The following is a 22975-nucleotide window of genomic DNA, read 5'->3' as shown; positions in this document are numbered from 1 at the left end:
TTTACCGTCAATCCAGGCAAACAGGATCCTTCATGCTCGCCCGCGTTACCCGTCTTTTCCCCCTGTGGGCCGTGCTCGTCTCGTTCGCGGCCTATTTTTCGCCGACGTCAGTCACGCCCATCGCCCCGCACGTCACCACGCTCCTCACGATCATCATGCTGGCCATGGGCGTCACGCTCTCGGTGGCCGATTTTCAGCGTGTATTCACACGGCCGGCGCCGGTCGTCGCCGGCATCGTGCTGCATTACCTCGTGATGCCGCTTGCCGCGTGGGCCATCGCGAAGGCGTTGCGCATGCCGCCAGACCTCACGGCGGGCATGGTGCTCGTCGGCAGCGTGGCGAGCGGCACGGCGTCGAACGTCATGATCTATCTGGCGCGCGGCGATGTCGCGCTGTCCGTCACCATCAGCGCGCTGTCGACGCTCGTCGGCGTGTTCGCGACCCCGCTGCTCACCCGCCTGTACGTCGACGCCTCGATCGTTGTCGACGTCCACGGCATGCTGATGAGCATCCTGCAGATCGTCGCACTGCCGATCGTCGTCGGCCTGATCGTGAACCATCTGTCCGGCCGTTTCGTGCGCAGAATCGAGCCCGTGCTGCCGCTCGTTTCGATGGTTGCCATTCTGTTGATCATCGCGGCAGTCGTGGGCGGCACGCAAAAGAGCATCGCGTCCGTCGGACTCGTGGTGATGCTCGGCGTCGTGCTGCACAACGGGATCGGCCTGCTCGGCGGTTACTGGGGCGGCCGTCTGCTCGGCTTCGACGAGGCCGTGTGCCGCACGCTCGCCATCGAAGTCGGCATGCAGAACTCCGGCCTTGCCGCCACGCTCGGCAAGCTGTACTTCACGCCGATCGCCGCGCTCCCGGGCGCGCTGTTCTCGGTGTGGCACAACCTGTCGGGATCCCTGCTCGCGGGCTACTGGGCAGGCCGCCCGGCGAAGGGGTCGACGCATCCCGACGGCGCCGCCCCGCTCACGCCCGGGCGCAGCCAGCGCGCGTCGTAACCCGACATTCGCGGTCATCGTCCCGATGACCGCGCGCACACGGCGGCGGCCTCTCAAGCCCGTTGCCGTGTGTTTGTCGCCGTCTCCACGTCCTCCGTTACCCCTTCCGCTTTACCCTTCGATTTCGTCCCTCCCCAGCGTTCCCGTGACGTATCCGTCACAACTCCGACCACCCCGTCCGCCCGACGCGTTCACGCATTCTGAAGCCATGCGTCGACGCGAACAATATGCCGAATGGCCGAGTCGGCCTGCCCGCCCGATTCCCTTAGAATGCTTTTCAGGCTGCGGTGGTGACGCCCGGTACGCCAGTTGCCGGGCGGTGGCAGCCGTTTCACAGGGAGAAAGCGAAGGTGCCGGGATACAACAGCAGAAAGAACAGCGTTCGGCTTCACGATATTTACGTCGCGTGGGCTGCCTGCCTGCGCCTCGCATTCGCGTGTACGGTCCTTGCGCTCGTCAGCGGTTGCGCGACGCGCCCCCCGGCGACCGATCTTCATCGCGACATCACGCACGCGCTGCCGGCGTCGGAACCCACCGTGCTCGGCGCGGCGCTCGCCCCGCTCGAACGCACGCATCCCGGTGAATCCGGCTTCCGCGTGCTGGCGAGCGGCACCGATGCGTTGCAGATGCGCATCGCGCTCGCGCGCGCCGCGACGAAGACGCTCGACATGCAGTACTACATCGCGAACGAGGACACCACGGGCAAGCTGCTGCTCGGCGCCGCGCTCTACGCGGCCGACAACGGCGTGCGCGTGCGCATGCTGGTCGACGACCTGAATTTCAAGGACATCGATCGCGTGATGGCCGCGCTCAATTCTCACGACAACATCGCAATCCGCGTCTTCAATCCGTTCGGTTCCGCGCAGGAAAGCTTCTACGAGCGCACGAGCAACGTGTTGACCCAGATCGGCCATTTCACGCGGCGCATGCACAACAAGGCCATGATCGCGGACAACCAGCTCGCGATCGTCGGCGGCCGCAATCTCGGCGACGAATACTTCAGCGCGAGCGAAACGCTGCAGTTCCGCGACATCGACGTGCTCGCGGCGGGCCCGGTCACGAATGATATTTCGGCCAGCTTCGACGCGTACTGGAACAGTAGCGCCTCGTACCCGTTACGCGCGCTCAACAAGCAGAAATTCGACGCCGCCGATCTCGACAGGATGCGCAACGAACTGCGCGCGCACTGGCGCGCCAATGCCGACCCGTACAACGCGAAACCGCTCAACGCCACCCCGCTCGCGTTGCAGATCCAGAAGGACGAACTCGGGCTCACATGGGCACAAGCCGAATTCAAGGCCGACACGCCTGAGAAGATCACGCATCCTTCGCCCGACTACAAAAGCCCGCCGCTGGAGCGCGTCATAGCGCTGGCGAACGCGGCGCAAAAAGAACTGCTGATCACCTCGCCCTACTTCGTGCCGCACGATGCCGGCGTCAAGGCGCTCGGCGCGCTCACCGCGCGCGGCGTGCGGGTCGCCGTGCTGACGAACTCGCTTGCCGCCACCGATGCAGTCGCCGTGCAAGCCGGGTACAGTCCATATCGTGAGCCGTTGCTCGCGCACGGCGTCGAGCTTTACGAATACATGCCGCAGCAGGAGCAGGGCCGCTCGCGGACCACGTTCATCGGTTCGACCTCGCGCGCGAGCCTGCACGCCAAAACCTTCGTGATCGACCGGCGGATTCTCGTGATCGGCTCGATGAATCTCGATCCGCGCTCCGCGAATCTCAACACGGAACTGGTGCTCGTGATCCATAGCCCGCCGCTCGCGAATCAGCTGGCGAGTATCTTCGACCATGCAACGGCGCCTTCGGTCAGCTATCGCGTGGAGCTCGCCACGCCCGGGCAGCTTGCGCGGCTCAAGGCAACAGGCGCGCCGCCTAGCGACCTTGTCTGGACCGGCGAAGTCGACGGCCGGTTGCGCACCTGGAACCTGGATCCAGGCGCGGGTTTTTACAGGAATCTGATGACGGGAATTTTCATGCTGCTGCCAGTGGGCAGCCAGCTTTGACGTGCGGTGCCGCGACACGCGACACGCGGCACCGCACCACCCTTTCTCAAGTGGAGTTGACCATGACTGCAGATGTACGGATGGAGCGCGACACGTTTGGCGAAATTGCCGTGCCGGATGCGAAACTCTGGGGAGCCCAGACGCAGCGCTCGTTGCAGAACTTCAGGATCTCGACTGAAAAGCAGTCGCCCGAACTGATCACCGCGCTCGCCATCATCAAGCGTGCGGCAGCGGAAGTGAATCAGGGCCTCGGCGTGCTCGACGAAAAGAAAGCCCGCGCCATTATCGAAGCCGCCGATGAAATCATCGCCGGCAAACACCCCGACGAATTTCCGCTTGCCGTGTGGCAGACGGGCTCGGGCACGCAAAGCAACATGAACCTCAACGAAGTGATCGCGAACCGGGCAAGCGAGCTGCTCGGCGGCGAGCGCGGCGAAGCGCGCAAGGTGCATCCGAACGACGATGTGAACCGCGGGCAGTCCTCGAACGACGTGTTCCCGACGGCGATGCACATCGCGGCGGCTGTCGGCATCGTCAAACATCTGTTGCCGGCGTTGAAGACGTTGCGCAACACCCTCGACGTGAAGTCGAAAGCGTTCGCCGGCATCGTGAAGATCGGCCGCACGCACTTGCAGGACGCGACGCCGCTCACGCTCGGCCAGGAGTTTTCCGGCTACGTCGCGCAACTCGACCAGTGCGCGAAGCATCTCAAATCGGCGCTGCCGCATCTGTATGAACTCGCGCAGGGCGGCACGGCGGTCGGCACCGGCCTCAACGCGCATCCGCAGTTCGCCGGCAAGGTCGCGGCTGCGATCGGCAAGCTGACCGGCGTGCCGTTCGTGTCGGCGCCGAACAAGTTCGAAGTGATGGCCGCGGCGGACGCGCTCGTCTTCGCGCACGGCGCGCTGAAAACGGTGGCCGCAAGCCTGATGAAGATCGCGAACGACGTCCGCTGGCTTGCAAGCGGGCCGCGCTGCGGCCTCGGCGAACTGTCGATCCCGGAGAACGAACCGGGCAGCTCGATCATGCCGGGCAAGGTCAACCCGACGCAGTCCGAAGCGCTCACGATGCTGTGCTGCCAGGTGTTCGGCAACGACGTCGCCGTGAACTTCGGCGGCGCGAGCGGCAATTTCGAACTCAACGTATTCCGTCCGATGATCGCGCACAACGTGTTGCAATCGATCCGGCTCCTCGCCGACGGCGCGCTGAGTTTCAACGACAACTGCGCGGTCGGCATCGAGCCGAACCACGACCGGATCGAGACGCTCCTGAACGAATCGCTGATGCTCGTCACCGCGCTCAATCCGCACATCGGCTACGACAAGGCCGCGCAGATCGCGAAGAAAGCGCACAAGGAAGGCACGACGCTCAAGGCCGCGGCGCTCGCACTCGGCCACGTGACGGAGCAGCAGTTCGACGAATGGGTGAAGCCAGCCGACATGGTCGGTACGGCTAGAACCTGACGTCGGGTCGAGGGCGGGCTTTTGCGGATGCCGACGCCGGTTCGACACCGGATATCCGGATCTGACATCAACCCGGATTCCGATGAGAAAAACGCTGCGGCGCCGTGAACCGGCTGCGCAGCGCTTTCGCTCTCGTAGTTATGCGGCGGGCTCAGATCGCGTGCATCTACCCGGCGCACGCTCAAGACCCACTTCGACGCCCGATCAAACCGCGCCTTTCACCACCTCTTCCGGCTTCAGTTCGACGATGGCATCGAGCGCTTCCTTGACGTCCATCGCGTACTTGGCGAGGCGTTTGTGTTCCTCGGTTTCCGGCTCGAACGACGGCACGCCGACCGGGTGCCCGTTCTCGTTGACGGCGACCATCACGACGAGGCAATCGGTCGTCTGCAGCAGCTCGCCGCCCTTTGGGTCGCCGGCCTGCACCGACACGTGAATGTGCATGCTGGTGCGGCCCGTCGCGACGACGCGGGCGCGCAGTTCAACGAGGTTGCCGACCAGGATCGGACGACGAAAACGGATGTTGCCGACGCTCACCGTCACGCAGTAGCGGCTCGACCAGACCGCCGCGCACGCGTAGGCGGTTTCGTCGATCCACTTCATCAGCGCGCCACCGTGAACCTTGCCGCCGAAGTTCACCGAGGTCGGCTCGGCGAGAAAGCGGAAGGTGGTTTCGGAACGGTCCATCGGGGCCGCAGGGGCGTGGGTCTTGACTCTACTCATCCTGCACTCCGTTCGGGGATTGAGACTATCGAAAGGAGCCGATTATACGAGCGCCAGAAACAGCGCGTACCCGATCCGGGCATGCGAGGTTGCGCGCGAAGGCAAATGCACTGGCCGCGCGGCTTGAACCGTCTACGCGCTGCTCGCACCGTCAGACGCATCAAACCCTTCAGGCAGCGGACGCAAACCGCTCGCGATAATCCAGCGGCAACACCCCGAACCTTCGCGTGAACGCGCGCCTTAAATTCTGTTCGCTGCCAAAGCCGCAGTCGAGCGCGATCCGCTTGAGCGGCGCGCGCGAAGCGGCCAGCGACCGTGCAGCCGCTTCGAGCCGCATCGATGAAACGGTTTTCGCGGGCGTGCGCCCCACTTCCTCGACGTAGCGTCGCGCGAAGGTACGCGGGCTCATGCGCGCCTGACCGGCGAGCCGCTCGACCGACAGATCGTCGCGCAGATTGACCGCCATCCAGCTGTGCAGCGCATCGAACGGGCCACCCGCCGACGCCTGCGCGGCCAGCGCCGCGCTGAACTGCGACTGCCCGCCGGGACGCTTCATGAAAACCACCAGCCGCCGCGCGGCCTGCATCGCGACCGCGTGACCGACGTCTTCCTCGATCAGCGCCAGCGCGAGGTCGATGCCCGCCGTCACGCCTGCCGAAGTCCAGACCGCGTGCGTCTGCCGCACGTCGCGGATGAAAATCGGATCCGCATCCACATGCACCTTCGGAAAATGCCGTGCGAGCAGGTCGGCATCGCGCCAGTGCGTCGTCGCGCGGCGTCCGTCGAGGAGGCCCGCCGCCGCCAGATAAAACGCGCCGGTACACACCGAGCACACGCGGCGCACGCGAGGCGCACGACGCGCGATCCACGCGACGAGCTCGGGCTGCAGCGCGATCCGTTCGTCGATCGGCACGCCGGACACGATCAGGGTGTCGATGGGTTCGTCATCCAGCGCATCGAGCCGTTGCGTGACGACCGGCAGACCCGGGAACGTCTGCAGGACACCACCTTCGATCGACGCCACCGTCAGTCGATAGGCAACCGGCTCGTGCGCCGGCATCCCGGTTGCACTGGGAACGGCCGCTTGTCGCGCAACCTCGGCAAGCGTCAGTTCGGCTCGCCAGAACGCCTCCAGCGGCCCGCAGGCGTCGAGCAGCACGAGATCGGGCGCCACGGCGATCACAACGTGGCGAACCGCTGAAGCAGATGTGACAGAAGCATTCATATAAACAGGCGTCATCGAGTCGAAACAGGAATCAGAAAACGGCAATCAGGAAGCCGCCGCCGCGACGACACGCGAGCGCGACCACGCAAAGGCGAGCGTCGCGAGCGCGGCGACACCGAGCAACGGCAGGATCGCCGCATTGATCACGGCCCAGCCGAAGTGCGCGAGCAGTTGTCCCGCGAAAAGCGATCCGAGCGCGGAACACGCGAAGGTCGTGAATTCGCTCGTGGCCTGCGTCTTCGCGCGCTCGGACGGCCGGTACGACTGCGACAGCAGCGTCGAGCCGCCGACGAACATGAAATTCCAGCCGACGCCAAGGCAAGCCAGCGCCGCATAAAAGTGCGGCAGGTCGGTCGAACGAAGCGCGATCACGGCGCACAGCGCCGACAGCACGATGCCCGCGCCGATCACGCGCAGCACGCCGAAGCGCCGGATCAGTCGCGCGGTAAAGAACGACGGCGCGAACATGCCGACCAGATGCCATTGAATGATCTGTGCGCCGTCGCCGATCGTGTGTCCGCAGGCGACCGCCGCGATGGGCGTCGCTGTCATCACGAACATCATCACGGCATAACCGAGTGCGTTGTTCGCGAGCGCGGCGAGGAAAACCGGCTGCCGGACGATGTACCCGAGGGGCCGCGCCGGCCCGGCTGCCACGGCCGCGCTCACGTGGGACGGCATGTGGTCCCGGTAGAACAGCGCGAGCAGCACGATCGACAGCAGTCCGAACGCGCTCACCAGCGCATACGATCCGGCGAACGCCACTGGTGCAAGCCAGTCGCGGCTCCACGCGGCAAGCGCCGGACCGGCCACCGCGGCGACGACGCCGCCCGTCAGCACCGTCGAGATCGCGCGGCCTTTCGCCTCGAGGCCGACGGCGTCGGCGGCGGCAAGCCGGTAATACTGCGCGAATGCCTGGAACACGCCGACCGTCGCCGTGCCGGCGCAGAACGCCCAGAAACTGTGATGAAAGATCGCGTACACGGAGATCGCGCCGCCCGCCGCCCCGACGCCCGCGCCCAGCACGAAACCCGCGCGCCGTCCGACGCGGGCCATCAGGAACGACGCGAAAATCGTGGTGAGCGCGGCGGCGACGGTGATCAGCGAAAAGGGCAGCGTCGCGAGCGCCTTGTCGTCGGCGAGCGTGTAGCCCACCAGCCCCGTCAACGTCAGATCGATGGAAACCGACGACGTATAGAGCGCCTGACACACAGCCAGCACGCGCGCGCCGCGTCGGCCGCTGGCGTCGGACGGGTGCGGATCCGGAACCGTGGATGAAGAAGCAGCGACGTTGGGCGGCATTGGCGAACCTCATGCGGTAAAAGCGACGAAGACCCGATCGTCACATGTCCGCTGATGGCAGGAATGCCAATGATGCATCAATTTCGGCCAGGCCCGTCGTTTCCACCGGCCATGGCGTCACGACTGCGGTTATTTATGGAAGGTGACGCCTTCGTCGATGGTGCCGTACATCGTGATGCCGCTCGAACCCGATTGGGAAGAACCCGCGCCGCCCTGTGCGCAAGCGGCAACGAGCACCGCAAGCGCGGCTGCGGCAATGGCGAAAAAGCATTTCATGACTGCCTTGCTGTCCAGCGGGAAGAGAATCCGATTCTAGCCTGGCGGGCGTCCGTACCCGGCAACGGCATTGCATTCGACGTTTCACCTCATCGTGAGACATGGAATGCGAGTGCCGCGCTAAAGTCATGTCATCGCGCGCCGCACCGGCCGCTAACCACGTTGTGGAGACGCCATGTCCAATCCGCTTCTCGACGAGCGCGACCAGAGCCATTTCCCGGGTCTGAGCCGGCTCGGCGCGCTGCTTGCCGATCCGGGGCGCGCCGCGATGCTGTGGGCGCTGATGGACGGTAGCGCCCGGCCCGCCGGCGAGCTGACGTTGATCGCGGGTCTCTCGCCGTCGGCGGCCAGCGCCCACCTGGCGCGGCTCACCGATGGCGGCCTCCTCGCGCTCGAAGTGCGTGGCAGGCATCGTTATTTCAGGATCGCCTCGCGGGAAATCGCCGCCACGATCGAAGCGCTCGCCAACGTCGCGCAGGCCACGGCGCCACAGCGTCCGGTGCTGCGCCCCGCGCGCACGGTGCCGCTCGACATGCGTTACGCGCGCACGTGCTACGACCACATGGCCGGTGAGCTGGCGGTGCGCGTCTTCGAGCGGATGGTCGGCGATGGTCTCCTCACGCAGAACGGCGACACGCTTGACGCGACGCCCGCCGGCACGGCCCGCCTCGCGGGCTGGGGCATCGACGTCGGCGGACAGCAGGCGCGGCGGCGACGCTTCGCCTGCACCTGTCTCGATTGGAGCGAGCGCCGGCCGCATCTGGGCGGCGCGCTCGGCGCGGCGCTCCTCGAAGCGTGGAAGACGCACGGCTGGGTCGAGCGCACGGAGCGTCCGCGCATCCTGCGGATCACGCCTGCCGGGCGGCGTCATTTCGACCAGTTCCTCGCGCAATGACACGGCGGGCCGGATTTTCCGCCACGCGCCGTCACCGATAATTTTTGTTACAGGCATCCAGGATGGACTTACAAATGAGCAAGCCTTGATACAGGCACGGCAGGTAGAGTGAATTCACAGGATGCGGCCACACGGCCGCATCCGATGGAGAGAACACATGAACACACTCACGCCACGCCTGCTTGCGCTCCGCCGTCTCACGGGCTATGCCCTCCTCGCCGCGGCGCCATTTTCCCTTGCTGCCCAGGCTGCGTTCGCGCAGGCCGCGCCACCGGACGTCCCGCCCGATGCACAGGCGCCGCAGGCGACGGCCCGCAACGTCGATCCGCCGGGACGCGTCGCGCGCCTGAACTACACGGCGGGCACCGTCACCACCCAGCCCGCCGGAGCGACCGACTGGTCGTACGCGCAGATCAACCGTCCGCTCACCACCGGCGACCAGCTCTGGAACGACAAGGGCGCGCGCTCGGAGCTGCATCTCGGCTCGACGGCGGTGCGCCTCGGCGAATCGACGAGCCTCGACGTCCTGAATCTCGACGACAGCAACGCCCAGTTGAAGGTCGCGCAAGGCACGCTGTCGACGCGTGTGCGTTCGTTGCCGGCCGGCTCGACGTATGAGATCGACACGCCGAACCTCGCGCTCGGCGTGAGCGGGGCTGGCGACTATCGCGTCGACGTCGCGCCGGACGGCAGCAGTACGACCGTCACCGTGCGCAGCGGCGCGGCAACCGTGTATGGCGACGGCGCACAGGTGCCCGTGCAGGCCGGCCAGCAGGTGACGTTCACCGGTACGAACCTGCAGCAGGTTGCCGACAACGGCGCGCCACGGCCCGACGCATTCGATCGGTGGGCATCGAACCGCGACGCCGCCGAAGACCGCTCGGTATCGGCGCGCTACGTATCGCGCGACATTCCCGGCTATCAGGATCTCGATGCGAACGGCACATGGCGCGACGATCCGCAGTACGGCGAAGTGTGGGTACCGAACGCGGTGCCGACGGGCTGGGCGCCGTATCGCGACGGTCACTGGGTCTGGCAGGCGCCGTGGGGCTGGACGTGGATCGACGATGCGCCGTGGGGCTTCGCGCCTTATCACTACGGCCGCTGGGCTTACGTCGACGATGCATGGGCATGGGCGCCGGGGCCGGTCATCGAAACCGAACCGCCGGTGTACGCGCCGGCGCTCGTCGCGTTCGTGGACGGCGGCGACAGCCACTTCAACTGGGGCGTGAATCTGGCGATCGGCGGCGCGGTGGCAGCCGCGGGCGTCGCGTGGTTCCCGCTCGGTCCGGGCGAGCCGTGGCACCCGCGCGGGGGCGACTGGAGCCCGCGCTATTACGACCGCGTGAACCAGACGGTGGTGGTGAACAATTACAACCGCCAGACGAACGTGACGAACATCAACGTCCACAACACCTATATCAACTATCGCGCACCCGGCGGCGTGACCGCCGTCCCGGCGACCGCGTTCGTCCATGGCCAGCCGGTGGGACGTTTTGCGCAGAAGGTCGATCCCCGTCAGTGGCAAAACGCGCGGATCAATCCGGGCACCCCGGGCATCGCACCGGTTCGCCAGAGCTTCAACCCGGGCGTGCGCAACGCGAGCTACAGGCCGCCTGCGAACGTGACGCAACGTCCGGTCATCGCGACCCGCAGTCCGGTCATGCCGGCGGCGTATCACGATAACCTCGCGCAACGTTTTGCGCAGAGCGGCGGACGGGTGCCGAACGCGGGAAATCCAGTCGTGCGCACTTCCGTGCCGGCGCATCTGGGCAGCCGGCCGGGGCAGGCTGAATCGGGCCCGTTGGCGCAGAACGTGCGCGTGGTACAGGCTCATGGTCCGGGCGTGGCGCCGGGGCGCAGTGAAGGTCAGCTCGCGCAGCGTCCGGGTGCGCCTCTTCAGCGTCCTGGTGAAGGTGGGCAGCCGGGGGCGATCCCGCAACGCCTGGGTCAGCCGCCGCAGATGGCCAACGCACATCCGCAGCCGGCTAACGGTGTGCCGCGTCCGCCGCAAGCCTCGGGCAATGTTCCGAACGGCGGACAACCGCATCCGGAACAGGGCGCAGCGGCCGGTCAGCCACGCCAGCAACCGGCATGGACGCAGCCTCATACGCCGATGGCGCAGCAGGCCCGGCAGACCCAGCAAGCCCCGCGTCCGCAGCAGCCGGGCAGCCCGATAGAGGGCCATCCGGTGCAGGCAAATCGCGGCGTGCCGCAACCGCCGAATCATGCGGAGAATCCGGCCGTCGCCCAGCAGCCTCGTCAGGAATTCCGTCCGCAGGCGCAGGCGCAACAACCGCCGCAGCCGCAGCAAATGCGTCAACCGCAACAGGCGCAACCCGTGCCGCGTCCGCAGCCCGCACCTCAACAGGCCGCGCAGGTGCCACGCGCGCCGGAAATACACGCGCCGCAACAGCCCCGGCCCCAGGAATTCCACCCGCAGCCGGCGCCGCAACCCGTGCAGCAGCCCCCGCGCGAGGCGTTCCATCCTCAACCGCAGCCGCAACCTCAGATGCGGCAACAGGTCCAGCAGCCGCGGCCAGAACCGCGTCCGCAGCCGCAACCCCAGCCGCGCCCGGAATTTCATCCGCAACAGGCACAGCAGCCGCAACCGCCGCGTCCGCAACCCGCGCCCCAGCCGCATCCACAACCGCCGCCGCAGGTTCAGCAGCCGCATCCGCAACCCCACCCGGATCAGCACGCCACGGGCGGTGGCGGACATGACGAACATCACCGGGGGTGAAACGTATTTCGTGAACGTCGGCTCCATGAAAAAACCCGCATCGCTGTTCATTCAGCGATGCGGGTTTTTTTCGCCACGCCCAGCTGGCGCGACGTGAAACGGAACCCAAAAACTACACGGCCATCGGCGCTGTCAACGGCTCGTGATGGCGGTAGCCGACCAGCGAGAAATCCGACGGCTCGATCTTCTCGAGCCATTCGGGCTCGTAGACGCCCGTCGCGGCATACGCCGGCACGCGCCCGGCGATCGCGAACGAAGGGCTTTCGAACGGCTCGCGCGTGAGCTGCTGTTGCAGCATGTCGAGCTGGTTTTCGTAGATGTGCGCGTCGCCGATGAAATACGTGAACCAGCGCGGCGTGTAGCCCGTCAGCCGTCCGACGAGATGCAGCAGCGCGGCGCCTTCAGTCAGGTTGAACGGCGTGCCGAGCCCGACGTCGTTGCTGCGGATATACAGGCACAGCGAGATTTCGCGTTTCGTCGCGTTCGGCAGAAACTGGTACAGCAGATGGCACGCGGGCAGCGCGATCTCGTCGAGCACCGCCGGGTTCCATGCGTGAAACAGGATTCGACGGTCCGCCGGGTTGCGCATGATCGTGTCGAGACACTGGCGCAACTGGTCGACCGCCTTGTAGAGCAGCACTTTCTGGCTGCCGCCTTCGTCGAATGACGTGACGATGCTAAAGCCACGCGAGGTCGCGTCCGCGATCCGCGCGGTGGCGTTTGCGTCCAGCACCTTGTAGGCGGGCCACTTGCGCCACTGCACGCCATACACGTCGCCGAGGTCGTCCGGGCCTTCGCGATACGGATTCGCGAGCCATTGCGGATTGTCGTTGGCGTTCGCGTCCCAGACCTTGCAGCCGAGCGCGCGGAACTCCGCCGCGCTGCGCGACGCGCGCAGGAAGCCCACCAGTTCGCCCACGGCCGACCTGAACGCCAGTTTCTTCGTGGTGACAGCCGGGAAACCCTGCTGCAGATCGAAGCGCATCATCGCGCCGGGCATGCTGATCGTACGGATGCCCGTGCGGTTTTCCTGCCACGTGCCGGTATCGAGAATCTGGCGGACGAGGTCAAGGTATTGTTTCATTCGGGTTCCTTCGGCCGGGCGCGGACGCGCCCGTTTTTGGCAGCAGAGAATCCCTGATTCTAGCAAGCGCGGCGGGCGCCCGCCCGGCCGCGCTGTTTTGCCGTCGATCGGGGGCTGCGCGGCGCATGCCGGCGAGCTTCCCGATCAGGATGAGGATGAAGTTGAACGACGCGCCTGATGCGCCTCAGAGATGCGGGATGCCGGCGGGCAGATCCGGATGCGCGGCGATCGGATCGCCATCGATCTGCCGCATGCCATGCGAGCACAGCAGTCGGTACAGCGTCACGCGAGAGATGCCGAGTTCCTGCGCCGCGTCGCCGAGGCGCCCGCGATGGCGCAGGAGCGCCAGTTCGATGGCCTGGCGCTCGGCCGCTTCACGCGCCTGCGCAAGCGAAACCGGCACGATCTCCACGTAATCCGCGAGTTCGAGGTCGCGTGCGGTAATCGCACGCCCTTCGGACATCACGATTGCCCGGCGCACGCGGTTGATCAGCTCGCGCACGTTGCCAGGCCAGCTGTAGTTATGCAGCGCCGCGATCGCATCCGGCGAAAACCCGCGCAGACGGCGGCTCGCATCCTTCCTGAAGCGCTCGAGCATGTGACGCGCGAGCAGTTCGATGTCCTTGCCGCGCGCGCGCAGCGGCGGCTCGTCGATCTGCAGCACGCACAGACGGTGATACAGGTCGGCACGAAACCGCCCTTCGATCATCGCCGTGTGCATGTCGACGTGCGTGGCCGAAATGATCCGGACGTCGACCGACGTCGACGCGTGGCCGCCCAGCCGTTCGACCTTCCCTTCCTGCAGGAAACGCAGCAGGCTCGCCTGGCTTTCCATCGGCAGATCGCCGATTTCATCGAGGAACAGCGTGCCGCCGTTCGCCGCCTCGACGCGGCCGATCTTGCGCTGGTTCGCACCGGTAAAGGCGCCGCGCTCGTAGCCGAACAGTTCGGATTGCAGCAGATGCGGCGGGATCGCGCCGCAGTTGATCGGCACGAACGGCGCCGCGCTACGGCCCGAGCGCTCGTGAATCGCCACGGCCGTCAGTTCCTTGCCCGTGCCGGATTCACCGGAGATGAACACCGGCGCATCGGTCATCGCGACCTTGCGGATCGAGCGGAAGAGCGCGAGCATCGCGTCGCACGAACCGACCATTTCACCTTCGGTACCGGCGGTGGTCGAATCGTTCGACGCGGGTTCGCCGAGCGAGATCATCCCGTAAGCGTGACCGACGGAATCGACAATGCGATCGCCCGCATACGGGACCGTTACGTAGTCGAAACAGTAGTCGCGCACCAGGCGGCGCAGCGCCGCATCCTGCAACTGGCCAGGCGTGGTGGCGGCGACCCAGCCGACATTGGGCATCGTCAGGCACGACTCGAATCCAACGATTTCATGCGGCTGAAAACGGCTCGACAGATCGAGCAGACCGCCGGCTGCCGTACCGGCGCGCACGGCGCGACGAACGTCCCGCGCCGAATTGACCACTTCCACATGCCAGCCGCGTTCGTGAAAGCGCGCATTCAGGTCCGCGCTTGGATCACGAGTCACGTAAATCAACTGCCGTGGTGCGGATTCCATTATTCAGATCCTCTCGTCAACGAACGTTAAGGATGACGGCACGTACCTGAACAGTTGTTTTCAGACACGCCGGCTCACGTCTGGATTTCGCATTGGCAAAAACCGAACGGCCATTCCATTCCGTGCGGACAGCGGATCCCCGAAAAGCGGCGTGTGTGTATTGAGACGTCCCTGGTCCGGACTTTTTTTAAAATGTGCTGCTGTTTTCGAGAGCTTACTATACGCACGCCGCCCGGAAAACATTTATGCAAATTAAATCTCTTTTCCGCCACAGGCAAGGCTGAGCGGGCAATTCTCGTTGTCTGCATCCTGCTAATAAACCGTTTCGTCCGCTCGATTAAACGTTTTCACTCCGTTTCACTTCCCGTCTCCACTTTCCAGAATCTCCGGTATTTTCTGCCGCCCGTTTCAGACCTGAAACATTTTTCGTCGTTTTCTTAATCCATCCGTCACGTCATTTAGAAACTGTCCAGTCTTATCAATGGATTGCGGCAGATGGCACACGTTTCGCTAAATGTCCTGCATCAAGGAGACACGCCATGCGACCCGTTTTCCGCATCGACATGAAGTTGACCACGCTGGGCGCCGCAATCTGCGTCTTGCTGGCCTCGATGACGCTGCCTGTCGACGCCATCGCCCAGGTGGTTGCTCCCGCACCGGACAGCAGCACGCCTTCCATTGCCTCCGTCACGGCCACCAGTCTGGACGACAACGCGGCGGACGCATCGTCTGCCGCCGCACAGACGTTTGCCGATTCCACCGGGACCGCGGACGTCGCCACATCGAACGACATGGTGCTCGACGACCAGATGCTGTCGCGGCAGCGCGGTGGCGCGGCCGGCATGGTGATGGTGGCGGCGACGCCGCAGATGCGGGGCGGGTCGGTGACGCTGTGGGACGAGATTGCACCGCCCACGCCGATGCCGGTTCCGGTGGATGCGGCCCGGGCGGCGCAAAGCAACGTGACGAGCTACACAAGACAGTGACGCGGATGAACAACGGAGACGATCGCCGCTATCCGGCGCCGGCGCTTCGGTTCGCTATCGGGGACCCTGACATGACCGCTTCAACCCAGACCACGCGTACACGCCGCCTGCATGCGCCGCGCCTCGCGGCCCTGCTGCTCGGCGCGCTCGCGGCCGGTGCCGCGACGCTCGCGAGCGCCGAGCAGGTGGTCAATCCCGGCGACATCATCGTCGAGCGCCAGATCACCCCGCGCATCGCCTACGACAACGTGCCGAAGAGCCAGGACCCGGTGCTGGTGCGCGCCACGACGTTCCCGGCCAACAGCTTCAATCCGATGATGGCGACGATGGCGTCCGACGCGGACCTGACGAGCGCGCACGGCTCGACCGGACTCGTCGCCGGCGGCGTCGGCGCAGCCGGCCTGCAGGCCGTCACGCGCATTCTCAGCGGCAACGCCACGGGTAACAACATCGCGCTGGGCAACGGCAACATCGGCTCGCCGGCGGCGGGTATCGGCGGCACGATTTCCTCGTCGGTATCGGGCGCGCTGGCGCCGCTGTCGACCGCCCTCGGCGGTGCGCTGGGAGGCCTGAAATGAGCCACCTTCAGATCAGCAACCCAGGCGTGCGCCGTTCGATCGTCGCGTGCGTGCTGTGCGGCGGCGCGCTGCTCGGCGCACTGCTCGCCCCGGCCGCCCATGCGCAGGCGGTGCCGCGCGTCACCGCCGACGCGACGATCGCGAACGGCGCGGCGACCAGCGTGCATGGTGCGCTCGCGATGAACGAAACCGCCGGCCTCGACAACGCCCAGGCCAACCAGCTGACGATCGCGACGGGCGGCGCGGTGGCGAATGGCAATTTCAGCGCCCAGAGCTCGACGGTCGCCGCGAAGGTCAAGGCCGCGCGCGCTTCGATCGAAGGCAATGCGTTTTCCAGTACGTCCGGAGCGGTGATGTTGAACCAGTCTGCGGGCGCGGGAAATCTCCAGCAAAACAGTGTGCAGCTTGGCACCGCGGCGCTCGGAGTCGAGACCGTCCCGGATGGGGTGCTATCCGCGACGGCCGCGAAAAACGGTGGTTCGGGTCAATCCATCGGGGTTCAGGGCGTCAGGGAGGCCAGCATCTCCAATGAAGCCTTCAAGAACGTCAGCGGGATCGTCCAGATCAACCAGACTGCCGGAGCCGGTAATGCAACGGCGAACAGTTTTGTGCTCCGTCCCCCGGCGGGCACTCTTTTTTAAATAGCCACACTCGTATCGGAGCGAAAAAATGAAACGCACAATTATTGCAGCGGCAGTGTTTGCGGCAGCTACGGGTTCCGCCTTCGCATCGCCGCAGAACCCCTACCTGTTCAACGCCACCATGGTCGGCGAGCAGGTGGGCATCCAGGGCTGGGTCACGCTGTTCGGCTGCGTGGACGTGTCCAGCACTGCCGGCGCCGTCGTGAACAACAACCAGAGCACCAACGTCTACGCTTCGCTCGACCCGCAGGCGCAGAGCTATATCAAGGGCGCCGTCACGACGACCTATAACAACCGTTCGACCAGCGTTGTCGGCACCGGCACGAACAGCACGTACAACAACAGGTCGTTCACCGCGAACGAAGCCGCGTCGCACGGCTACACGACGACGACAACGAACGCCTCGAACTCGACGACCACGAAGAGCTCGTCCAGCAACTACGCGTATGGCAACACGGCGAGCGCCGCGGAAGCCAGCCAGGCACATAGCGCGAACGACAGCGGCTGGGCCAGCAACAGCGCCTCGGCCAGCGACAGATCGACGACGCACACCGACGCCTCGGCGTCGAACCATGCGAACTCCAGCTATTCGAATGGCAGCCATGGCCAGGCGGCGGCAGGCACCGCGACGGCCGGCATCTCGACCTCGAGCGGCGGCAACATCTTCAACGGCCACGCCAGCGTGACGGTTTCGGGTTCGGAAAGCACCGCGTCGAACTACAACAAGAATCACAACGATGGCAGCGCGTCGACGGCCTCGCACGGCTCGAACTCGCATGACACGTCGAACTCGACGGGGAGCGCCGATGCGAACCACGCTTCGTACGCCGATGCATCCCAAAGCTGGGCGGCAACAGCGTCGAACAGCGGCTCGGGCAACAGGTCGCATGGCTCCACGTCGACTTACGCTCATAACGACTCGTCCACGCATACGTCGGGAAGCGCAAGCGCTTCTTCGTACAGCAACTCGTCGCAGGCGTCGCACCAATGGGGCTATAGCGTGAACGACACGCTCGCCACCACGGACGTGACGACGACCGGCCATGTCACGCAGGTCTATGACACGCGCGTCGCCGGCACGCTGAACGCCACGACGGGTGCGGGTGCGGGCTCGGGTGTGTCGGGCAACCTCGGCATCAACATCGCGGAAGGCATCGACAACGCCCAGAGCAACGACACGTCGCTCGCTTCGGTCGACATCGGCAACGTGTTCGGCAATGCGCAGATCTTCAGCAAGCAGTCGTCTTCCGGCCGCGCAAAGATCAACAACTTCAACCTGAACGCTTCGATCGGCGATAACTCGCTGCAAAACGTCTCGGGCAACGTTGGTGTGAACGTCGCGTCCGGCATCGGCAATGCGCAGAACAACAGCCTTGCTGGCGCGGTCACGACAGCGCCGGGTTATGCGGCGACGACGGCCATGGTCGCCACGGACGACAACGCACAAAACGCGACGATGTCGGTGAGAGGCCAGTTCCAGGGTACCGCAATGCTCGGCGCAGGCGCGCTTGCGGGCTCAACCGGCAACATCGGCGTGAACATCGCCGGTGGCGCGGGCAACCTGCAGCACAACGGTCTGGCGATCGCCGCGCTCAACAGCGGTCACTGATCGAATCACAGTGGGGAACGCGCCGGCCGCCACCGAAGCGGCCGGCGTGAATCAGCAGGAGACCAGCATGTCCGGGCTTGTCCCACCTCTCGTGTTGCGGCGTGCCGCCAGGCTCGCCGCCGCTCTGCTGGCAAGTTGCACGATGTGTGCGGCAGGCCACGCACAGGCGGTCATCGATACGTCTACCCTGATGGGCGTCCCGCTTCACAAAACGGTGCGCTCGATGAAGGACATTCGTTACGGCCACATCGTCAGCCAGCAGTTCGATTACAGCTGCGGTGCAGCCGCGCTCGCCACGCTTCTCAAGTACGGCTACGGCATCGACATCCCCGAGACGGAACTCATCCGCCGCATGATGGTGTTCTCAACGCCCGACGTCGTCGTGAAGAACGGTTTTTCGATGCTCGACATGAAGAAGTTCGTCGAGACGATAGGGCTGCGCGGCAGAGGCTATCGGGTCAACATCGACGCGCTGTATCACCTGCAGATCCCCGTCATGGTGCTGATGAACATCGGAGGGTATGAGCATTTCGTGATCGTCAAGCACGCGCAGGACGGCCGCGTTTTCATCGCGGACCCTGCCCTCGGCAATCGCATCGTGCTCGAAGAGGACTTCGCGAAGACCTGGAACGGTCTCGTGTTCGCCGTCCTCGGAAAACCATTTCTGGAGGATTCACCGCTGTTGCAGGACAACGAGTCGCTGGCCCTGAAGCTGCGCACCAACGCGCTGAACAACGGGACGGCGGCGACTCCTTTTGTCGAATTTGGCTTGTCCAAGGCAGACCTGTTCTGACCCGACCATGAAGCTTACATTGACCCGGTTCGGCTTCGCGTTGTGCGCATCGACATGCGTCTTCGCAAGCGGGGCCTTCGCCGCCGACGGACCCGGCACTTCGCCGGTTCCCGGTTTTCTGTCGGCGCATGATGTTGCCCCCCAGCAGCTCAAGTGGCAAATGGTGGACGACGACGTGCTCGAGCATCAGACCGGCAAATTCGCCGGCGCCCCGATGATCTCCGGGTTCGTGCTGAGCGTCCTCTCGCAGTGGCAGTTGCCCAACGGGGCGGCGGCGATCGCCCAGGGCGCCCTCGCCGTCACGAAGGATCTGACTAACCAGATCAACGCGCAGGTGAGCACGATGACGAAAGTCATCGAGCAGAACGCGACCAACGCCGCCAACAGCGGCGCCAGTCCGAACGCAACGACCAGCGGCGGACAGGGCGTCTCGGTCAACGGCGTATCACAGGTCACGCAGGTGGCGGGCGACCGCAACATCGGCGTGAACGCGGCAACCATCGATTTCAGCAACAACGCGGCACAACTCGCGAACGTGCCAGGCGGCACGAATTCGACGACTTCGAACGCATCGAACGCGTCCGGCTCGATCCGGGCTGGCATCGCGTTCGGCACGGGCGGCGTCACCGTCGCGCTGCAGACACCCGCCGGCATCGCGACGCAAACCATCGTGCCGGGCACCGCGCAGCAGGTCAGTTCGATCGCGCAGATGCTGCAGATCGCGGGGAACAACCAGCAGGTCGAGAACCAGTTGATGTTGCATCTGCAGACGCAACAGATGACACCGGCAATGCAGCAACAGATCGGTGTCCTGCAGGCACTGCAGAACTCGAGGAGATAAGGCGGGCCACCACCCGTGACTTGAGACCGCAGTAAAAAGAAACGCACGCAGTACCAGCAGCAACGCGTTGTGACAAGGAGACCCGCGGCGCGCGGCTGTTTTTCCGGGGGAACAAGAATGAAGAACGATTCAGGGACCAGGGCGCCGCGCAGCGCACTGGCGGCCATACCAGTCGCGGTGATGCTGTTCGCGCTTTCACAGGGGGCGGGTGCGCAGGCGCTCGCTGGCCAGTCGGTGGAAGAACGGCTCAACACACTGATGCGCGTCGTCGACGAACAACAACGGCAGATTCACTCGCTGGAGCGGCAGGTCACGAACCTCGAGATGGCGCAGCGCGGCCGCGGCGCTCCGGGTTACGGCGGCCCCGCCGGCTCGGAGGCGGTCGCCGAACAGCCCGGCGCGGACGGCCTGCCCGTGCCGCTTCCGCCGCTCGCCCAGGTGAGCCCGGGGGCGCCGGCGCCGGGCGGCTCGACAGGTACGGCGACCGGCGTGCCGGTCAACCCGCCCTCGCCCGATAACGGCGCGCCCGGCGTTCCAGCGGGGGCGACGCCCGCCACGGCCGGCACGTCGAGACCGGCCGGCTCCGCCGGCACGGACGGCACGGTCGGCCAGACCCAGAAAGCGGCCGAACCCGTCCGCACCCAGGCCGAGGAAGCCGTCGTACAGCGCGAACACGCACCGCTCTTCGACCACAAGCTGACGCTCGACTGGGGTATCAGCGACACCTATTACGACCGCCGCCAGCTGCAGCTGTCCGGGTTCCTCGCGCTCGACGCGATTTTCCTCGGCAACATCAACCTCGGCCAGACGAAGTCGCACCAGGTGATGGCCGACCTCGACACGCGCTACGGTCTCACGGACCGCATGAGCATCGACGTCGACGTGCCGTACATCTATCGCCACAGCGACTTCATCGTGGGCGGCGCGGGCGGCGCGGCCAATTCGCTGTCGGACGCGTCGGTCAATTCCAATGCGATCGGCGACGTCAACTTCGGAATCTATTACCAGTTCCTGAAGGAAACCAACAACCTTCCCGACGTGGTCGGCAGCCTGCGCGTCAAGGCGCCGACCGGCACGTCGCCGTTCGGCATCAAGGTCGTCCAGCTCGCGCCCGACAACACGAATCTCGTCGCGCCGAGCAAGCTGCCCACGGGCACAGGCTTCTGGAACATCACGGCGGGCATGTCGGTATTGAAGACCTATGACCCGGTCGTGCTGTTCGGCAGCGTGTCCTACACGTACAACATCGCCCGTTCGTTTGCGGATATCTCGTCGGTGTCGGGCCAGACACAGCCCGCCACCGTGAAGCTCGGCGACATCGTGCAGTTCGGCGGCGGCGTCGCGCTGGCGTTCTCGGACAAGGATTCCGCAAGCATCTCCTACACGATGGCCATCGAGCCCTCATCGAAGACGAAGTCGCCGGGCGGCAGCTACGTCAACGTGCCGGGCAGCGAAACCACCGCGTCGGTGTTGAATTTTGGCTTGAATCACGTGGTGAACAAGCATCTGACGATCAACGGCGCGGTGTCGGTGGGTTTGACACCCGACGCGCCGAACTTTGTCGTCGGCGTGCGGTTTCCCTACACTTTCTGACGTGCCACCGATACGAGGTCGATCGTGCGCGAATCACCCCATCTGACTACCGTCACTCCGCTCGCGGGCGCGGGCTCGCGGCTTTCGCTCGCCCGCAGCAAGGAAGCCGCCGCGCGACGCGAGCAGGAGACGGGGCAACGCCTGTCGCTCGCCCGCGAGTCGGGTTCAGGGATCGGCGCGCGCGAAGGCGCCGCAGGGCACGTCGACAGCTCCGCCCACCTCGACGCCCACGCCGCGCGCATGCTGCTGTACGTCGCGCGGGTGCCCGACGAAACGCTCACCGCCCACCTGCGAAGCCGCGGCTGGACCGTCGCGGTCGCGCGTTCGGCGCACGAACTCAGCCGGCTCCTGAAGCCGGAGCTGGCGTGTGCCGGCATCGTCGACCTGACGAGCTTCGCGCAGCGCGACCTGGCTGGCTTCGAAGCGAGCCTGCGCCAGCAGCAGGTCGGCTGGATCGCGCTCGCCACGGACGGGCACCTCGCCGATCCGGAAACGCGACGCCTGATCCGCCATTACTGCTTCGACTACGTGAAGACGCCCGTCGCGAGCGCGACGATCGATTACCTCGTGGGCCACGCGTTCGGCATGGTCACGCTGTGCGATCCCGACCTCGCCGCGGGCGCCGCCGTGTCCGGCGACGACGAAATGGTCGGCACGTGCGAAGCGATGCAGCAGCTCTTTCGCACGATCCGCAAGGTCGCCAACACGGACGCGAGCGTGTTCATCTCCGGCGAATCGGGCACCGGCAAGGAACTGACCGCGCTCGCGATTCACGAACGTTCGCCGCGCCGCAAGGCGCCGTTTGTCGCGATCAACTGCGGCTCGATTCCGCACCACCTGCTGCAATCCGAGCTGTTCGGCTATGAGCGCGGCGCCTTCACCGGCGCGAACCAGCGCAAGATCGGCCGCGTCGAGGCGGCGGACGGCGGCACGCTGCTGCTCGACGAAATCGGCGATCTGCCGATGGAAAGCCAGGCGAGCCTGCTGCGTTTCCTGCAGGAAGGCAAGATCGAGCGGCTCGGCGGCCGTGAATCGATCGCGGTCGACGTGCGCATCATTTCCGCGACCCACATCGACCTCGAACTCGCGATGCGCGACGGGCGCTTTCGCTCCGACCTGTTTCACCGCCTGTGCGTGCTGCGCGTCGACGAACCGCCGCTGCGTGCACGCGGCAAGGACATTGAAATCATCGCGCATCACGTGCTGCACAAGTTCAAGACCGACAGCGCGCGCAAGATTCGTGGCTTCACGCCGTCGGCGATCGAGGCGATGTACAACTACAACTGGCCCGGCAACGTGCGCGAGCTGATCAACCGGATCCGGCGCGCGATCGTGATGGCCGAGAACAAGCTGATTTCCGCTGACGACCTCGATCTCGCGCACTTCACCGAGCAGCAGACGATGAGCCTTTCGCAGGCCCGCGAGGCTGCGGAAAAGCGGGCGATCGAATCGGCGCTGCTGCGCCATCGTCATCGTTTGAACGAAGCGGCGGCCGACCTCGGCATTTCGCGCGTCACGCTGTACCGGTTGATGGGCGCGCACGGCCTGCGCGAATGCATCGCGCCGGAGGACAAGGCGGGCCTGCACGGCGACGGCGAGCATCAGGAGTGATGCGCGGCGCGCTCCCG

General features: G+C 65.6%; 19 protein-coding genes. 13 read left to right on the top strand and 6 right to left on the bottom strand.

Features of this window, described 5'->3' with window-relative positions:
• The first annotated feature begins 32 nt into the window (after positions 1–32).
• The 3 genes from panS to fumC all read left to right on the top strand — a co-directional run bounded on the left by panS (position 33) and on the right by fumC (position 4479).
• A complete protein-coding gene (gene panS / locus BLV45_RS03715) occupies positions 33–1004 on the top strand; it encodes a ketopantoate/pantoate/pantothenate transporter PanS (RefSeq protein ID WP_090529119.1) in 972 nt (323 codons plus the stop codon).
• 419 nt (positions 1005–1423) lie between these two features.
• Positions 1424–3016, top strand: a complete 1593-nt coding sequence (locus BLV45_RS03710; protein ID WP_407670974.1) for a phospholipase D family protein — start codon at positions 1424–1426, stop codon at positions 3014–3016.
• A 62-nt stretch (positions 3017–3078) separates the two neighbouring features.
• Complete coding sequence (fumC, locus tag BLV45_RS03705; RefSeq protein WP_090529113.1) at positions 3079–4479, top strand: class II fumarate hydratase; 1401 nt, start codon at positions 3079–3081, stop codon at positions 4477–4479.
• Positions 4480–4683: 204 nt separating this feature from the next.
• On the opposite strand, the gene BLV45_RS03700 is transcribed toward fumC, so the two are convergent.
• From BLV45_RS03700 to BLV45_RS27395, 4 genes are all read right to left on the bottom strand, one after another.
• A complete protein-coding gene (locus BLV45_RS03700; RefSeq protein WP_090529110.1) occupies positions 4684–5202 on the bottom strand; it encodes an acyl-CoA thioesterase in 519 nt (172 codons plus the stop codon).
• Positions 5203–5371: 169 nt separating this feature from the next.
• A complete protein-coding gene (locus BLV45_RS03695) occupies positions 5372–6427 on the bottom strand; it encodes a GlxA family transcriptional regulator (RefSeq protein WP_176954058.1) in 1056 nt (351 codons plus the stop codon).
• Positions 6428–6472: 45 nt separating this feature from the next.
• A complete protein-coding gene (locus BLV45_RS03690; RefSeq protein ID WP_090529107.1) occupies positions 6473–7729 on the bottom strand; it encodes an MFS transporter in 1257 nt (418 codons plus the stop codon).
• Between the two features lie 129 nt (positions 7730–7858).
• Positions 7859–8005 (bottom strand): hypothetical protein, encoded by a 147-nt coding sequence (locus tag BLV45_RS27395; RefSeq protein ID WP_176954057.1) that lies wholly within the window; start codon positions 8003–8005, stop codon positions 7859–7861.
• 175 nt (positions 8006–8180) lie between these two features.
• On the opposite strand from BLV45_RS27395, the gene BLV45_RS03685 reads away from it, so the two are divergent.
• A complete protein-coding gene (locus tag BLV45_RS03685; RefSeq protein ID WP_090529104.1) occupies positions 8181–8900 on the top strand; it encodes an ArsR/SmtB family transcription factor in 720 nt (239 codons plus the stop codon).
• 157 nt (positions 8901–9057) lie between these two features.
• On the top strand, positions 9058–11643 hold the full coding sequence (locus BLV45_RS03680) for a DUF6600 domain-containing protein (RefSeq protein WP_090529101.1): 2586 nt from the start codon (positions 9058–9060) through the stop codon (positions 11641–11643).
• A gap of 112 nt (positions 11644–11755) precedes the next feature.
• Here BLV45_RS03680 and BLV45_RS03675 read toward each other — a convergent pair whose 3' ends face one another.
• Together BLV45_RS03675 and BLV45_RS03670 are read right to left on the bottom strand one after the other, a co-directional pair.
• A complete protein-coding gene (locus BLV45_RS03675; RefSeq protein ID WP_090529098.1) occupies positions 11756–12727 on the bottom strand; it encodes a thymidylate synthase in 972 nt (323 codons plus the stop codon).
• Between the two features lie 184 nt (positions 12728–12911).
• A complete protein-coding gene (locus BLV45_RS03670; RefSeq protein ID WP_090529095.1) occupies positions 12912–14306 on the bottom strand; it encodes a sigma-54 dependent transcriptional regulator in 1395 nt (464 codons plus the stop codon).
• Between the two features lie 539 nt (positions 14307–14845).
• Between BLV45_RS03670 and BLV45_RS03665 the strand changes: the two genes are divergently transcribed.
• From BLV45_RS03665 to BLV45_RS03630, 8 genes are all read left to right on the top strand, one after another.
• Positions 14846–15292, top strand: coding sequence for a hypothetical protein (locus BLV45_RS03665; RefSeq protein ID WP_090529092.1), 447 nt, complete (start codon positions 14846–14848; stop codon positions 15290–15292).
• Between the two features lie 71 nt (positions 15293–15363).
• On the top strand, positions 15364–15870 hold the full coding sequence (locus BLV45_RS03660; protein WP_090531045.1) for a hypothetical protein: 507 nt from the start codon (positions 15364–15366) through the stop codon (positions 15868–15870).
• A 26-nt stretch (positions 15871–15896) separates the two neighbouring features.
• Positions 15897–16511, top strand: coding sequence for a hypothetical protein (locus BLV45_RS03655; protein WP_245753108.1), 615 nt, complete (start codon positions 15897–15899; stop codon positions 16509–16511).
• A gap of 28 nt (positions 16512–16539) precedes the next feature.
• The gene (locus BLV45_RS03650) at positions 16540–18120 is read left to right on the top strand and encodes a hypothetical protein (protein ID WP_090529087.1); all 1581 of its coding nucleotides are present in this window, start codon (positions 16540–16542) and stop codon (positions 18118–18120) included.
• Between the two features lie 67 nt (positions 18121–18187).
• On the top strand, positions 18188–18913 hold the full coding sequence (locus BLV45_RS03645) for a C39 family peptidase (protein WP_176954092.1): 726 nt from the start codon (positions 18188–18190) through the stop codon (positions 18911–18913).
• A gap of 7 nt (positions 18914–18920) precedes the next feature.
• A complete protein-coding gene (locus tag BLV45_RS03640) occupies positions 18921–19754 on the top strand; it encodes a peptidase C39 (RefSeq protein WP_090529084.1) in 834 nt (277 codons plus the stop codon).
• A gap of 117 nt (positions 19755–19871) precedes the next feature.
• Positions 19872–21347: a RodZ family helix-turn-helix domain-containing protein gene (locus BLV45_RS03635; protein WP_090529083.1), complete on the top strand. Its 1476-nt coding sequence runs from the start codon at positions 19872–19874 to the stop codon at positions 21345–21347.
• A 240-nt stretch (positions 21348–21587) separates the two neighbouring features.
• Positions 21588–22958, top strand: coding sequence for a sigma-54 dependent transcriptional regulator (locus BLV45_RS03630; RefSeq protein ID WP_407670972.1), 1371 nt, complete (start codon positions 21588–21590; stop codon positions 22956–22958).
• Positions 22959–22975: the final 17 nt, after the last annotated feature.

Source organism: Paraburkholderia sartisoli, from assembly GCF_900107685.1.
Classification (GTDB): Bacteria; Pseudomonadota; Gammaproteobacteria; order Burkholderiales; family Burkholderiaceae; genus Paraburkholderia; species Paraburkholderia sartisoli.
Note: the sequence above shows the minus strand (reverse complement) of the source record. Positions and strands in the feature narration are given on the sequence as shown.